This window comes from Bosea sp. Tri-49 (genome assembly GCF_003952665.1).
Lineage (GTDB): Bacteria > Pseudomonadota > Alphaproteobacteria > Rhizobiales > Beijerinckiaceae > Allobosea.
In genome coordinates, this window is the sequence record NZ_CP017946.1 from 5,942,231 (window position 1) to 5,956,891 (window position 14,661).

16 protein-coding genes and 1 other RNA gene are annotated in these 14,661 nt (G+C 67.3%); 13 read left to right on the forward strand and 4 right to left on the reverse strand.

Annotation, left to right across the window (positions count from 1 at the left end):
• Positions 1-54: 54 nt before the first annotated feature.
• Complete coding sequence (locus tag BLM15_RS28680; RefSeq protein ID WP_126115940.1) at positions 55-813, reverse strand: sulfite exporter TauE/SafE family protein; 759 nt, start codon at positions 811-813, stop codon at positions 55-57.
• 187 nt (positions 814-1,000) lie between these two features.
• Here BLM15_RS28680 and BLM15_RS28685 point away from each other — a divergent pair, with 187 nt between their 5' ends.
• The 3 genes from BLM15_RS28685 to BLM15_RS28695 all read left to right on the forward strand — a co-directional run bounded on the left by BLM15_RS28685 (position 1,001) and on the right by BLM15_RS28695 (position 5,027).
• A complete protein-coding gene (locus BLM15_RS28685) occupies positions 1,001-2,917 on the forward strand; it encodes a propionyl-CoA synthetase (protein ID WP_126115941.1) in 1,917 nt (638 codons plus the stop codon).
• A gap of 95 nt (positions 2,918-3,012) precedes the next feature.
• Positions 3,013-3,336, forward strand: coding sequence for a hypothetical protein (locus tag BLM15_RS28690; RefSeq protein WP_126115942.1), 324 nt, complete (start codon positions 3,013-3,015; stop codon positions 3,334-3,336).
• Positions 3,333-5,027, forward strand: coding sequence for a methyl-accepting chemotaxis protein (locus BLM15_RS28695; RefSeq protein WP_126115943.1), 1,695 nt, complete (start codon positions 3,333-3,335; stop codon positions 5,025-5,027). Before BLM15_RS28690 ends, BLM15_RS28695 begins: the two co-directional genes overlap by 4 nt.
• A 15-nt stretch (positions 5,028-5,042) precedes the next feature.
• Here the strand turns inward: BLM15_RS28695 and BLM15_RS28700 are convergent, their stop codons facing one another.
• The 3 genes from BLM15_RS28700 to BLM15_RS28710 form a co-directional block, all read right to left on the reverse strand.
• Positions 5,043-5,927 (reverse strand): MBL fold metallo-hydrolase, encoded by an 885-nt coding sequence (locus tag BLM15_RS28700; protein WP_126115944.1) that lies wholly within the window; start codon positions 5,925-5,927, stop codon positions 5,043-5,045.
• A gap of 37 nt (positions 5,928-5,964) precedes the next feature.
• Positions 5,965-6,699 (reverse strand): DUF1013 domain-containing protein, encoded by a 735-nt coding sequence (locus BLM15_RS28705; protein ID WP_126115945.1) that lies wholly within the window; start codon positions 6,697-6,699, stop codon positions 5,965-5,967.
• A gap of 148 nt (positions 6,700-6,847) precedes the next feature.
• Positions 6,848-7,861 carry an NAD(P)H-quinone oxidoreductase gene (locus tag BLM15_RS28710; protein ID WP_126115946.1) on the reverse strand — a complete coding sequence of 338 codons (1,014 nt, stop codon included), beginning with the start codon at positions 7,859-7,861 and terminating at the stop codon, positions 6,848-6,850.
• A gap of 78 nt (positions 7,862-7,939) precedes the next feature.
• On the opposite strand from BLM15_RS28710, the gene BLM15_RS28715 reads away from it, so the two are divergent.
• From BLM15_RS28715 to BLM15_RS28760, 10 genes are all read left to right on the forward strand, one after another.
• Positions 7,940-8,140, forward strand: coding sequence for a DUF1192 domain-containing protein (locus tag BLM15_RS28715; protein ID WP_126115947.1), 201 nt, complete (start codon positions 7,940-7,942; stop codon positions 8,138-8,140).
• 294 nt (positions 8,141-8,434) lie between these two features.
• Positions 8,435-8,731 (forward strand): hypothetical protein, encoded by a 297-nt coding sequence (locus tag BLM15_RS28720; protein ID WP_126115948.1) that lies wholly within the window; start codon positions 8,435-8,437, stop codon positions 8,729-8,731.
• 364 nt (positions 8,732-9,095) lie between these two features.
• Positions 9,096-9,623, forward strand: coding sequence for a protease adaptor protein RcdA (rcdA, locus tag BLM15_RS28725; protein WP_126115949.1), 528 nt, complete (start codon positions 9,096-9,098; stop codon positions 9,621-9,623).
• A gap of 175 nt (positions 9,624-9,798) precedes the next feature.
• On the forward strand, positions 9,799-10,107 hold the full coding sequence (locus BLM15_RS28730; protein ID WP_236846463.1) for a DUF4164 family protein: 309 nt from the start codon (positions 9,799-9,801) through the stop codon (positions 10,105-10,107).
• Positions 10,107-10,475 (forward strand): cell division protein ZapA, encoded by a 369-nt coding sequence (locus BLM15_RS28735; protein WP_126115951.1) that lies wholly within the window; start codon positions 10,107-10,109, stop codon positions 10,473-10,475. The genes BLM15_RS28730 and BLM15_RS28735 overlap by 1 nt, the downstream gene beginning before the upstream one ends.
• A 136-nt stretch (positions 10,476-10,611) precedes the next feature.
• Complete coding sequence (locus tag BLM15_RS28740) at positions 10,612-11,676, forward strand: D-alanine--D-alanine ligase family protein (protein ID WP_126115952.1); 1,065 nt, start codon at positions 10,612-10,614, stop codon at positions 11,674-11,676.
• A 71-nt stretch (positions 11,677-11,747) separates the two neighbouring features.
• Positions 11,748-11,903: non-coding RNA, 6S RNA (gene ssrS, locus BLM15_RS28745), on the forward strand.
• Between the two features lie 6 nt (positions 11,904-11,909).
• The gene (locus BLM15_RS28750; RefSeq protein ID WP_126115953.1) at positions 11,910-12,485 is read left to right on the forward strand and encodes a 5-formyltetrahydrofolate cyclo-ligase; all 576 of its coding nucleotides are present in this window, start codon (positions 11,910-11,912) and stop codon (positions 12,483-12,485) included.
• A 186-nt stretch (positions 12,486-12,671) separates the two neighbouring features.
• On the forward strand, positions 12,672-13,505 hold the full coding sequence (locus BLM15_RS28755; protein ID WP_126115954.1) for a TIGR00282 family metallophosphoesterase: 834 nt from the start codon (positions 12,672-12,674) through the stop codon (positions 13,503-13,505).
• Positions 13,505-14,659 carry a benzoate/H(+) symporter BenE family transporter gene (locus tag BLM15_RS28760; protein ID WP_126115955.1) on the forward strand — a complete coding sequence of 385 codons (1,155 nt, stop codon included), beginning with the start codon at positions 13,505-13,507 and terminating at the stop codon, positions 14,657-14,659. The genes BLM15_RS28755 and BLM15_RS28760 overlap by 1 nt, the downstream gene beginning before the upstream one ends.
• The last annotated feature ends 2 nt before the right edge of the window (positions 14,660-14,661 follow it).

Genomic DNA, 14,661 nt, shown 5'->3' on the forward strand with positions numbered 1-14,661 from the left:
GCGTTCCCGGCTGTTGTTGCCGACAAGCCTAGAAGCGCTGCCCGCTGCGGGCAATCAGCTGAAGAGCGGACGCAGGCCGTCGAAGACGAGTTTCACGCCGACCGCGACGAGCAGCCAGTAGATGATGGTGTAGAAGCGCTCGGCCGGGACACGTCGGACCAGCCAGACGCCGGCGATGGTCGAAAGGATCGCGACCGGCGCGAGCGCGGCCGAGGCCAGCAGGTTCTGCGAGCTGAACTGGCCGAGGACGAAATAGGGCAGCACCTTGATCCAGTTCATCAGCGCGAAGAACAGCGCGCCGGTGCCGACGAAGACGGCCGGCGGCAGGCGCTGCGGCATCACATAGATCTGGAAGGGCGGGCCTCCGGCATGGGCGATCATGCTGGTGAAGCCACAGATCACGCCCCAGACCGTCCCGGCCGCATAGTTCGCCTGCGTAACCGGCTGGGCCGCGGTCTTGCCGGCGAGGAGCCGGCGCAGCGCGAAGCCGATCGAGATCACTCCGACTGCGAGGCCGACGACGGCATCGGAAACCTTCGCCGCCAGCAGATAGCCGGCGAGCACGCCGAGCAGCATGCCCGGCAGTAGCGTCGCGAGATTCCGGCGGTCGAACTCGCGGCGATAGGACCAGACGGTGACGACGTCCTGGATGATCAGGATCGGCAGCATGATCGCCGCTGCCTGCACCGGCGAGACGAGCAGCGCCATCAGCGGCAGCGAGAGCAGGCCGAGGCCCGAGAAGCCGCCCTTGGACAGCCCCATCAGGACGACGGCGGGAACCATGACGGCGAAGAAGGTGAGGTCGAAGGTCATCGTCCCGCGCGGCTGCCGGCTGAGCCGGTTGTGCAGCACAGCCCATGCGGTTGCGCTGAAAGTCTGACGGACAGACGCTTGCACGCAAGCGACGGACATGGGCACGATCCCGCGCCAAATCCGGCCCGCAGACGGCCAGCCCAGAGTGCAGCTCTAGGCCGATAGCAGGCGAAGAGGAACGCTTTTGATGACTGCCAGCCATACAAGCCGCTATGCGCAGACCTATGCCGCCTGGCAGCGGGACCCGAAAGCCTATTGGGCCGAGATCGCGGAAGGTGTCGAGTGGATCAAGCCGCCGCAGGCGATCTTCGATGCAAGCGCTGGCATCTATGGCCGCTGGTTCCCCGATGCGAGCTGCAACACCTGCTTCAATGCGCTCGATCGGCATGTCCGCGACGGCCGTGCCGAGCAGACCGCGCTGATCTACGACAGCCCGGTCACCGGCACCAAGGCGAGCTTCACCTACGCGCAGATGCTCGACGAGGTTTCGACCCTCGCGGCCGTGCTGCAGGATCAGGGCGTCGGCAAGGGCGATCGCGTCATCCTCTACATGCCGATGATCCCGGAAGCTGCCATCGCCATGCTGGCCTGCGCCCGGATCGGTGCTGTCCATTCGGTAGTGTTCGGCGGCTTTGCGGCCAAGGAACTGGCGACGCGGATCGACGACGCCACGCCGAAGCTGATCATGACCGCGACCTGCGGCATCGAGCCGACGCGGGTGGTCGAATACAAGCCGCTGCTCGATGCGGCGATCGATCTTGCGACGCACAAGCCCGATGCCTGCATCGTGCTGCAGCGGCCGCAGGTTGACGCCTCGATGCACGTGACGCGCGACAAGAACTGGCGGACCCTGCTCGCCGCCGCTCGCGCCAATGGCCGCAAGGCCGATTGCGTCGAGGTTGCCGCGACCGACCCGCTCTATGTGCTCTATACCTCCGGCACGACCGGAAGGCCCAAGGGCGTGGTGCGCGACAATGGCGGGCACATGGTCGCGCTGCTGGCGACGATGACGCAGCTCTACGACGTCAAGCCGGGCGAGGTGATGTTCACCGCTTCCGATGTCGGCTGGGTCGTCGGCCACAGCTACATCGTCTATGGGCCGCTGCTGCTGGGGGCGACCTCGATCCTCTATGAGGGCAAGCCGGTCGGCACGCCCGATCCCGGCGCCTATTGGCGGGTCATCGCCGAGCACAAGGCGGTGGCGATGTTCACCGCGCCGACCGCCTTCCGGGCGATCCGCAAGGAGGACCCGCAGGCGACCTATCTCAAGAATTACGACCTCTCACAGTTCCGCACGCTCTTCCTCGCCGGCGAGCGGGCCGATCCCGACACGCTGAAATGGGCCGAGGACGTGCTCGGAGTGCCGGTGGTCGACCATTGGTGGCAGACCGAGACCGGCTCCTGCATGGTCGGCAATCCCGTTGGCCTCGGTTTGCTGCCGATCAAGCATGGGTCGCCGAGCGTGCCGCTGCCGGGCTACGATATCCAGTGCCTCGACGAGGGCGGCAAGCCGGTTCCGGCCGGCACGATGGGCGCGATCGTCGCCAAATTGCCGCTGCCGCCCGGCGCGCTGCCGACGCTCTGGCATGACGATGCCCGCTTCCGCAGCGCCTATCTCGAGACCTATCCCGGCTTCTACAACACCTCGGATGCCGGCTTCATCGACGCGGACGGCTATGTCTTCATCATGGGCCGCACCGACGACATCATCAATGTCGCCGGCCACCGGCTCTCGACCGGCGGCATGGAGGAGGTGCTGGCCTCGCATCCGGCCGTGGCGGAATGCGCCGTGGTCGGCATCAGGGACGTGCTCAAGGGCGAGCAGCCCTGCGGCTTCGTCGTGATGAAGGCGGGCGTCACGCAGTCGCCGGCCGAGGTCGAGAAGGAACTGGTCGGCCTGGTGCGCGACAAGATCGGCCCCGTCGCCGCCTTCAAGCTCGCGATCACCGTGGCGCGCCTGCCGAAAACGCGCTCCGGCAAGATCCTGCGCGCGACGATGAAGAAGATCGCCGATGGCGAGGAGTACGCCATGCCGGCGACGATCGAGGATCCGGCGGTGCTGGCTGAGATCGGCGTGGTGCTGAAGGGCAGGGGGCTGGGCTGAAGGCGCCGCCGCGCAGTTCGACGAAAGTACAACTTTACGTTGCTTTAAATAGAATCGTTCAGGATCGCAGGCGCTTATCCCGCCGGATTTAAACGATGGCGTTTCGCCCACGCATCGGACTGCTGGCCCTGGCGATCGGTGCGCTGCTCGCGCCGATCGGCGTCGTCCTTGCGCCGCGCGACGGCGCGACCGTTCTCGTCCTCGCCGCAAGCTCTGCCGCAGCCGCGGAGGCGGTGAGCCTTGCTGACGGTGTCATCCTCGCACCGGTTGGCCGTTTCGGACTGCTGGCGCGTTCGCAATCTCCCGGCTTTTCGACGCGCCTCTACAGCTCCGGCGCCGCGCTCGTCCTGGCAGGGCTGGGCGGTGGCTGTTCCGGCCAAGCGCGCGATCCCCTCATCTCAGCGAGACGGTCCCCATGAGCCAGAGCCTCGAGACGTTCCGCCGGGCGTTCGCCGCACCGCTGATGACAGGGCAGTGGCTGCTGGTGCCGGCGACCTGCGCCGTCGCCTGGTTTGCCGGTCATCCGGCGCTCATCGCGATCGGGCTGGTCTCGACCCTGCTGGCTGCAGCGACGATGCTGGCCTGGCGCTCTGATGGGATCGGCCTTGCGACCCGCGTGATCTCGACCATCGCGATCAACGGGCAGGTGGCGCTACTGGTCTTTGCCGCCGAGGGCACGCGCTACCAGATCGACCTGCACATGGCCTTCTTCGCCGCGCTCGCGGTGATGACGGCCTGGTGCTGCTGGCGCTCGATCCTGGCGGCGACGGTGGTGGTGGCGGTGCATCACCTCGTGCTCAATTTCGCCTATCCGGCGGCGGTGTTTCCCGATGGCAGCGAGTTCGCCCGCGTCGTCGTCCATGCGGTCATCCTGCTGGCCGAGGCGGGCGCGTTGATCTGGATCGCGCACCGGCTCGCCGCTGCGCTCGTCCAAGCCGATGATGCTGCCTCGACGGCGCTGCTCAACCAGGAGCGGGCGGAAACGCTGCGGCACGACAGTGAAGCGAGCGAGACCGAGCGAGCCGCGATCGAAGCGCATTTGCTCGAAGCCGTCGCTGGCGTCGTCGATGCGGCCAAGCGCGGCGATTTCTCGGCCCGGACCATCCGCACCGACGATCTCGGCCGCTTCAGTACATTGGTGAGCGGCATCGATGAACTGACGCAGGCCTGCGAATCCTTCCTGGACGAGGCCGACCGTGCGCTCTCGGCGCTGGCCGACGGCGATCTCGGCACACGGATGTCGACCGGCTTCGAGGGGCGGCTGGCGGCCGTTGCCGGCAATTTCAACCGCTCGGCCGAGGCTCTCGCCGGAGCGCTGTCGGCGGTGGCGAGCAATGCTGTGCAGACGCGCAGCGCCGCCGAGGACATCCTCTCGGCGACGCTCGACCTGTCGCAGCGCGGGCAGAGCCAGGCCAATGCGATCCAGGACACCTCCAGCGTGATCGAGGAGATCGCTGCGACGGTGCGCCAGACCTCCGACATCGTCCAGACGGCGGCGCGCAAGGCTCGCGCCACCGCCGATGATGCCGGCGCCGGCGTCGCTGTCGCGGGCCGCGCGGTCGAGGCGATCGACAGGATCGACCAGCAGGCGCGCCGGATCGTCGATATCGTCGAGGTCATGGACGGGCTCGCCTTCCAGACCAATCTCCTGGCGCTGAACGCCTCGGTCGAGGCGGCGCGGGCGGGCGAGGGCGGGCGCGGCTTTGCGGTGGTCGCGACCGAGGTGCGACGGCTTGCCCAGCAATCCGCGGATGCGGCGCGCGATGTCCGGGCGCTGATCAGCGAAACCAAGGTCCATGTCGACGAGGGCGTGAAGCTGGTCCGCGAGGCAGGCGCCAGCCTCACCACCATTTCCAGCGAGGTCGAGGAGGTCGCTCAGGCCTTCGGCGAGATCAGCCAGGCGACGGCGGAGCAATCGCAGGGCGTTGGCGCAATCGAGCGAGCGCTCGTCGAGATCGATGCCGCCACCCAGGACAATGCCCAAGCGGCGGCGCGCACCGCTGCGGCCGGACGCGGCATGGCCGAGGCGGCCGAGGCGGTCGCAAAACTGGCGGGGGGCTTCAGGCTCGGCGGCGCGCAGGATCACGCAAGAGTGCGCCGGGCCGCCTGAGCGGCGCGTCCGCGATCAGAACCCCAGCGCGGCGCCGTTCCAGCGCAGCAGCCGCGCCGGCAACTCCAGCCGCATCAGGTCTTCGCCGACGATCAGCGGCCCGGCATAGCCGCCAGCGCGAACCTCGGCGAAGAGTGCCGCCGTATCGGCTCCCGGCGGGACGATATGGGTCAGCGCCAGCGCCTTGACGCCGGCGCGCTCGGCAAGGCCAGCCACAACCGCCGGCGTCATGTGATAGCTCTGGACCGAAGCGACGGTCTCGGCCGAGCGGACACCGGCGGTGACGGGCATCTGGCTGTCGATGAAGACCTCGCAGACGAGGAGGTCGCAATCCCGGGCGGCCTGCTTCAGCGAGGGCGTCAGGCGGGTGTCGCCGGAGAAGACGATGCGGCTGCCGTTCGCCGACAATGACAATCCGAAGGCTGGCTCGACCGGCTTGTGATCGACGAGGAAGGCCTCGATCGCAAGAGCGCCCAGTCCCGCGATCGGGCCTTCGCGCAATTCCTCGAAGACGACCTCGAGGCCGGTCGCATCCGGACGTTTCTCGAAGGCGATGCGCAAGGCGCGCTCGCGGGCGAAGGCTTGGTATTGGCCGCGCATATTGGCGAGCGCCGGCTCCGGCGCGATCACCCGCCAGGGTCGGTTCCGACCCTGGTGCCAGGACGAGATGACGAGCTGGTAGAAATCGACCAGATGGTCGGAATGCTCATGCGTGACGATGAGCGCATCGATCTGCGCCCCGGCATGGCCGGCGGCGACGAGGCGCTGGCTGACGCCGGAACCGCAATCGATCAGAACCTTGACACCACCCGCCTCGACGAGATGAGCCGGGCCGGCGCGGCGCAGGCTGACCGGCGGTGCTCCGGTGCCAAGGAAGGTGAAGGCGAGATCAGTGGTCACAGTCACTCGCCTTCAGCTCTGGTCCGGTCAGCAGAACTCAGTAGCCGCCGTCGTCGTCCTCGTCGGCCGGGCGCTTGAGCTGCTTCAGCTTGGCGAAGACGGAGTCGACGTCGATCTTCTCCTCCTCCTCGCGCTTCGGCCGGCTCATATCGGCGAAGGGCTGCGAGGCGGGCGCCGGCTCCGGCGCGGTCGTGACCTCGGCGGGGAGCAGGGTCGAGCCGGTGTCCTGCACGACCATGGCCGGACGATCCTTGGCGGCGCGTCCCACCTCGAAATCGAGATCGATCTGCGAGGCCAGGCCGAGGCTGACCGGGTCGATAGGCTGCAGCTGCTGGGCGTTCCAGTGCGTGCGGTCGCGAATCTGGGCGATGGTCGTCTTGGTCGTGCCGATCAGGCGGATGATCTGCGCGTCTTTGAGCTCGGGATGGTTGCGCAGCAGCCAGAGGATCGCGTTCGGCCGATCCTGGCGCTTCGAGACGGGGGTATAGCGCGGCCCCTTGGTGCGCTTGATCTCCGGCACCTTGACCTTGCGCTCGGCGAGTTTGAGCTGATGCGCCGGGTTCTTGGCGGCGCGCTCGAGCTCCTCGCGGGTGAGCTGGCCGGAGGTGATCGGGTCGAGGCCCTTGATGCCGGCTGCGACTTCGCCGTCGGCGATGCCGCGCACCTCGAGCGGGTGCAGTTTGCAGAACTCGGCGATCTGCTCGAAGGTCAGCGAGGTGTTCTCGACCAGCCAGACCGCAGTGGCTTTCGGCATCAGCGGCGTTTGTGACACGGGCCGTCTCCTGGAATGTCGCGGGCAATAGCTCTCAGGCGCCGACCGGCCGCCCCGGCCGGTCATCCAAATCATCGACGATGAGGAGGATGGCGCGCCTTATAGGCAAAGCCGTGATCGCTGTCCATGGAAAGCAGAAGGGCTGTTATCACACAGTCAGCACGATCTTGCCGATATGGGCGTTGCTCTCCATCAGCGCGTGCGCCTGTGCGGCCTGTTCCAGCGGGAAGCGGGCGTGGATCACCGGCTTGCAGCGCCCTTCCGTCAGCAGCGGCCAGACCTTCTCCTCGAGCTCACGCGCGATCGCAGCTTTTTCGGCGATCGTGCGCGGTCGCAGGGTCGAACCGGTATGGGTCAGGCGTTTCATCATCAGGCGGCTGAAATTGACCTCGGCCTTCGGCCCGTTGAGGAAGGCGATCTGGACGATGCGGCCGCTTTCGGCGGCGGCATCGTAGTTGCGGTTGATGTAGTCGCCGCCGACCATGTCGAGGATCAGGTTGACGCCGCGCCCGCCGGTCGCGGCCTTCGCTGCGGCGACGAAATCCTCAGTGCGGTAATTGATGGCGTGGTCGGCGCCGAGGTCGCGGCAGGCGGTGCATTTTTCGTCCGATCCGGCGGTGGCCAGCACGGTCGCGCCGAAGGCCTTGGCGAGCTGGATCGCCGTGGTGCCGATGCCCGAGGTGCCGCCATGCACCATGAAGCTCTCGCCCTTCTTCAAGCCGCCGCGCTGGAAAACATTGGTCCAGACAGTGAAATAGGTCTCCGGGATCGCGCCGGCTTCCTCCAGCGACAGCCCGGCGGGAATCGGCAGGGCATTGTCCTCATGGACCACGGCATATTGGGCATAGCCGCCGCCGGCGACGAGCGCGCAGACCTGATCGCCGACCTCGTAGCGCGACACGCCTTCGCCGAGGGCGACGATCCGGCCGGCGATCTCAAGGCCCGGAATGTCGGAGGCGCCGGGGGGCGGAGCATAGCCGCCCATGCGCTGCAGCACGTCGGGCCGGTTGACGCCGGCGACCGCGACATGGACCAGGATCTGGCCGGGACCCGGCTGCGGCACCGGGCGCTGCTGGGCTTTAAGGACCTCCGGGCCGCCGGGGGCATCGAAGCCGATGGCGGTCATCATCGCGGGCAGGGTGGCGGTCGATTGGGTGGTCATGGGCATCTCCTCGCCTGTGGTGCTGGCGTTCGCCTCCGATTAAGCTCGCGTATCCGGAGGATGCAAGGCGAGGCTACGATGGCTGGATTTCTCGACGACGACCGCCCGGTGCCGAAGCGGGCTCACGAGATCGGGCAGGACCTGTCGCAGCTCGCCGTCGCCGAGCTCGACGAGCGTATCGCGATCCTTGAAGCGGAGGTCGCGCGGCTGCACGAAGCGCGGGAGAAGAAGGCGGCGTCACGCTCCGCTGCCGATGCCTTCTTCAAGGCGAAGGCCTGAGGCGAAACCGCGGCCGTCAACCGCGAAGGCAGGGCCGGCAGCACTTGGCGGGCGGTTGAGTCTTTCATGCCACGCGACAAGATGCGCCAGCCGATGAACGGATATTCATCTTCGCGTCGAGAGCCGAAGCGCCTATCCTGAGGACGTGGACAGAAGGCGGCGAGGTGCTGCTCCCCAGTGTCGATGCGAATGCCTCGGCCGGGCCACTTCCGACAATGACAGCAGGTGGAGGATGCCGACGCGACAGCTTGCGCTGCCCGGGTGGCGCGCCTGCCTTTCGACAGGAGAGAGACGATGCGCTTCGTCGCGCTCGCCATTGCCTTGCTCGCCGCCGCTCCAGCTTTCGCTGACGAAGACATCGCCAATCTCGGCTTGCGCGAGGACGGCGGAAAGCCGCTGGCCGCCCTGCAGCTGCGCTGGCCGCAGACCGTCGTGGTCATGCAGGTGCCGGTCGCGGTGCTTGGCGGTCACAGCATCGAGATCCGGCGTGAGCTCGCGCCCAGCATCAGCCTTGGCGGGACCTATCGCTACTCGCTCGGCGAGCGCTTCGTGAGCGAGCGTTTCGGCCTGAGGCTGACGGTCACGCGCTAGCATCCAAATTCGGGTCAGGATCGTTCGAATTTGTCGCATTTTCGGGCGGTGTTAACGGTCGCTTAACGATTCCAAAGTATGAATCGCATCATCCAGTTTGTCTGGATGTCGAGTGGCTCCTGCCCACTCTGTTTGACGCCTCCCTGTTGACCTTCGAGCCGCCTTCGGGGCGGCTCTTTTTTTTGCCTCAGCCCGGATTTCCGGGCGAGGCGAGGGCGTCACCGGGCCGGACCATGGCACCGTTAACCTTAACGACACGTTACCGCGGCGCAGACAACGCTGTGGCGTTATCCTTGCGATGTCCCGGCAGGAGTCGGCGTCGCGTCTTTCGATCGCGCGCCATTGTGCCGATTGGAGACAGGGTATGACCGATTTGACCATGCTGAGGCCCGAGGCCGAGGACGGCGCGATCTCGTTTGCGCGCGGCTTCGTCAAATCGGACGCGTTCATGCAGCTGTTCCGCGAGGGGATGGGGCTGGTCGAGGCAACCGCTTCCTATCTCGATGGCGACGGGCGGGCCGAGTCGGCGGCGCTGCCGCGCGAGGTCTCGCTGACTTATGCGACCGAGAGCATGCGCCTGACGACGCGTCTGATGCAGATCGCATCCTGGCTTCTGGTGCAGCGCGCCGTTGCCGAGGGCGAGATGAGCGCCGATCAGGCGCGCAACGAGCACAATAAGGTGCGCATCGCCGAGTCGATGCTGCAGCCGACCAGCGCCGAGGCCGAACGCCTGCCGCAGCGCCTGCGCGACCTCGTCGCCCGTTCGGTCCGCTTGCAGGAGCGCATCCGCAATCTCGATGAGCAGATGTCCGGCACGGGCCGACCCGTCGCGGCGAATCCGGTGCGCGGCCAGCTCGAAAGCCTGCAGGCGCGGCTCGGCCTGCTGCGCTGAGAGCCGCCTTGGCCGCCATTCAGGTGGCCGGCTGCGCCAAGCTTGCCCCGGATATCCACTGCGCAGACCGCTGCGCGGGGCGCAAAGCGCCCAAAGCGCTTTCCACGGTCATATTTGTTAAACTAGGCTTCCGAATCGGATGAGCCGGCTCCAGCCGGCCTGCAGAGGAAGAAGCGTGGCGTCTCCAGGACTGGATCACGCCCTGTCGCGCCTCGAAAGCGCGCTCGGCCAACTCGAAGCAGCCGCTCGCAGGCGGCTAGAGGTCGAGCGTGGCCGGGCCAATCTCGAAACAGAACTCACCTTGATGCAGGACGATCGTGCCCGCCTCGCTGTCGAGCTTGACGGCGCGATGGCCCGAGTCGGACAGGTCCAGGGTGTCGCGGAAGAGGTCGACCGCAAGCTCGATCGCGCCATGACGGCGCTCACCGAGCTGATCGCGCGTGTCGAAGTCCGCCCTGACGAAGAAGCCGAACAGGACGCCTGATGCCCCAGGTCAACGTCACCATCTCCGGCAAGGCCTACCGCATGGCGTGCGGCGAGGGCGAGGAGCCGCATCTGGAGGCGCTCGCGCAGCTCTATGACGGCAAGATCGAGGAGATGCGCCAGGCCTTCGGCGAGATCGGCGACATGCGCCTGCATGTCATGGCGGCGCTGATGGTCGCCGACGAGGTCAGCGAGCTGAAGAAGAAGGTCGAGACGCTCGAAGGCCGGCTGCAATCGATCGAGGGCGATGCGGGTACCGCCGACCAACGCGCTGGCGAGGTCGAAGAGAAGGCGGCAGCCGCTCTCGTCGCTGCCGCCGAGCGCATCGAGGGGGTGGCACGGAGCCTGCTGCCGGGGCAGACGGGGTAAGCGGGGGCGCCGAACAAGCGCGGGGAACCCTCCGCGGTCGTTTCGCGCTACAACTTCTCCCCAGCCCGCCTTTGCAATTCCTCAATCATGCCTGACTGACGCTCGCAGCTGTGATGAGTCGATGAAGGCAGGGACGATGAGCGACAGGGTGCGGGTGGCGGTTCTCCTCGGTGGCAAGTCGGCCGAGCACGAGGTTTCGCTGATGTCTGCCACCAATGTGGTCAAGGCAATCGACAAGGCGAAGTACGACGTCGTGCCGATCCTGATCACCAAGGCCGGGCAATGGCGCGAGCTCGAATTGCAAAACGGCGTCCTGCCCGATCCGATTCCGCAGGATGGTGCTGAGATCTGCCTGCTGCCCGGCGGAGGCGGACGCCTGCTGCGCCTGCAGGACGGGGCGGCGCCGCAGACGCTCCAGAAGATCGACGTGCTCTTCCCGGTGCTGCACGGTCTTGATGGCGAGGATGGCTCGGTCCAGGGTCTGGCCGCGGTCGCCGGCATCCCGCTGGCGGGCTGCGGCATCGTCGGCTCGGCCAATGCGCTCGACAAGGACATCGCCAAGCGGCTGCTGCGCGAGGCCGGCCTCGGCGTTGCCCGTTCGCTCACCATTCGCCAGGGCGAGACGCTGAGCTTCGAGCAAGCCAGCGCCGCGCTCGGCCTGCCGCTCTTCGTCAAGCCGGCCCGGCAGGGTTCCTCGGTCGGCGTCAGCAAGGCGACGACCGCCGAGGCTTTCACGGCCGCCCTCGCCGAGGCCTTCCGGCATGATCGCGTGGTTCTGGTCGAGGAGCTCATCGAAGGCCGCGAGATCGAACTCAGCGTGCTGGAGCAGGCCAATGGCGAGACGATTGTCTCGCTGCCGGGCGAGATTGTCGCTGCTGCGAGCCATGGCTTCTATACCTACGAGGCCAAATATCTCGACGAGGACGGCGCCCGCGTCGAGGTTCCAGCCGATCTGCCCGAGGAGACAATCGCCAACCTGCAGGTGCTGGCCAAGCGCGCCTTCTACGCGCTCGGCTGCGACGGTATGGCCCGCGTCGACTTCTTCCTGCGGCCGGATGGCAGCGCGCTGATCAACGAGATCAACACCATCCCCGGCTTCACCGACATCAGCATGTTTCCGAAGGCGCTCGCGGCCAGCGGCATCGCCTATCCCGACCTGATCGACCGGGTGATCCGGCACGGCATCGCGCGTGGTGCCTGACGGCACGAAATTCCCACACCTTCCACTAAACGCCTCTGGCGCTTTGCCGGCATGCATCCTACCTTGTCGCGGCGGGGCTGCCTGGTGCGTGCGAGTCATGTATTCCCGGGCCCATACGACTCCCTAGGGAGCTGTCCCTGACTGGGTCCCTGGACCCGGACACACGGCGCCCACCTACTTTGTAGGTGTCCCGGGATCGAAATCTCCACGGCCAAGGTGGCTCCGCACTGCCCATGACTGATGCCGTCTCTCGCGTCCCCTCTCCTCGCAAGGCGGCGCTGCGCACCGAAGCACTCGCCCGGCGCGACGCCCTTGAACTCGACGACCGCCTGATCTGGGACGAGGCCATTGTCGCGCGCGCCCTGGCCCTGCCGGTGTTCGCGCTGGGGCCGGTCTCGGCCTATTGGCCGATGCGCTCGGAGGCCGATCCACGCCCGATCCTGGAAGCTCTGCACGAGCGCGGCCTGCCACTCTGCCTGCCGGCGATCGTCGAGAAACGCATGCTCTTCCGGCGCTGGGCTCCCTGGGAGCCGATCGTGCCAGGCGGCTTCGGGACGCTGGTGCCGAGCCCTGAGGAGCCGGAGGTCAGGCCTACGATCCTGATCGTCCCGCTTGCCGCCTTCGACCGGCGCGGCTACCGCATCGGCTATGGCAAGGGCTATTACGACCGCGCCATCGCCGAGCTCGAACCGGTCGCGACAGTCGGCATCGCCTATGCGGCACAAGAGATCGAGGCCGTGCCCGCCGAGGCGCATGACCGCCGCCTCGACTGGGTCGTCACGCAGGGCGAGACGATCCGCTGCGGTTGATTTCGCTGCGGTGATCACGTCATTAGCAGGCGCGCCTTTCATTCAAGACGCAGTTGTCCTGCCGTGTTTTCCTCCAAGCTGCGACGTCGTACCGTGCGGCCCGAGGCGGGCCGGGGACGACCGCATTTTGCGTGAAAGCGCGACGGAACGGGCTGCAATGTGGCAGCCCAATCACTGGATAGTGTCATGCGTCTACTCTTCCTCGGCGACATCGTCGGGCGCGCCGGCCGCCTCGCCGTGCAGGATCGCCTCCCTGGCCTGCGCGAGCGCTGGAAGCTCGATTGCGTCGTCATCAATGGCGAGAACTCCGCCGGCGGCTTCGGCATCACCGAAGCGATCTGCGACGAGACGCTTGCCGCTGGCGCCGATGTCATCACGCTCGGCAATCATTCCTGGGACCAGCGCGAGGCGATGGTCTTCATCGAGCGCCAGCCACGCCTGATCCGGCCCGCGAACTACCCGCCCGGCACGCCCGGCCGCGGCGCGACCGTGATCGAAGCCCGCAACGGCGCGCGCGTCCTCGTCGTCAACGTCATGGGCCGGCTGTTCATGGACGCGCTCGACGACCCCTTCGCGGCGCTGGAGCGAGAGCTCGCTGCCTGCCCGCTGCGCGAGGCCGCCGACGCCGTCATCGTCGACGTTCATGCCGAGGCGACCAGCGAGAAGCTCGCCATGGCCTATTATCTCGATGGCCGCGCCAGCCTCGTCGTCGGCACCCATACCCATGTCCCGACCTCGGATACGCGCGTGCTGCCGGCCGGCACTGCCTACCAGACCGATGCCGGCATGTGCGGCGACTACGAGTCGATCCTCGGCATGCAGAAGGAGGAGGCGATCCGCCGCTTCCTGCAGAAGACGCCGGGCTCGCGGCTGGAGCCGGCGCTCGGCGAGGGCACGTTGTCGGGTATCGCCGTCGAGACCGATGACCGCACGGGCCTCGCCAAGGCAGCCTGGCCGGTGCGTCTTGGCTCAACGCTCGCCGAGACCTGGCCGACAGCCTGGGATCAGCAGGGCGGCTGATGTCGCAGCTCTTCTCCGCTGTCGTTGCCGTCTTTGTCGGTTACGCGGCTTCGGTCGCGGTGATCCTCGCTGCTGCGCAGGCACTTGGAGCGACGCCCGGACAGACCGTCTCCTGGCTCGCCGGGCTCGCCATCGCCAAGGGGCTCGCCAGCCTTATCCTGTCCTGGCGGCACCGCATGCCGATCATCTGCGCCTGGTCGACGCCGGGCGCTGCGCTGATCGCGGCCGCGAGCGGCGTCGACATGGCTTCGGCTGTCGGCGCCTTCCTCGCGGCGGCAGCGCTGATGATGGCGACCGCCGCCTTCCGCCCGCTCGGTGCGCTGGTCGAGCGCATTCCGATGAGCATCGCCGCGGCCATGCTCGCCGGCGTGATCTTCCGTTTCGTCGTCGCCGTCTTCGACGAGATGAAGCTGCAGCCGGCGTTGGTGCTGACGCTGCTCGTCGTCTTCCTGCTGGCGAGGTTGTGGAATCCCTTCCTCGGCGTCATCGCGGCGCTTGCTGCCGGCCTCGCGCTCGCCTTCGCCACCGGTACGGCGACACTGCCGGCCGGGCCGGTCGCGCTGACCCATATCGAGCTGATCGTCCCGCATCTGGACCTGACTGCGATCGTCGGCGTCGGCATCCCGCTCTATCTCGTCACCATGGCGGCGCAGAACCTGCCGGGCTTCGCCGTGTTGCGCGCCTCCGGCTATCAGCCGCCGACGGCGTCCTGCCTGTTCGTCACCGGGCTGATGTCCTTCCTGACCGCCCCGACCGGCGCGCATATGGTCAACATGGCGGCGATCAGCGCCTCGATCTGCACCGGTGCCGACACGCATCCTGATCCGAAAGAGCGCTGGAAGGCCGGGATTTGGTACGGCTTCTTCTGGCTCGCGATTGCGGCGACTGCCGGCCTGCTGCTGGCGCTGATCCTCGCCATGCCCAAGGCGCTGATCGTCGCGGTCGCCGGTCTTGGCCTCGTCGGCTCGCTGACAGGGGCGCTCGGCCAGGCGATGGGCAGCGACAAGAATCGCTTCGCGGCGGTCGTCACCTTCGCCGTCGCGGCTTCCAGCCTGTCGCTATTCGGCGTCGGTTCCGCTTTCTGGAGCTTGGTCGCCGGGCTTATGGTCTTGACATTGGATCACGCCGCAGGCCGTTTGCGCGCAAGATCATGACT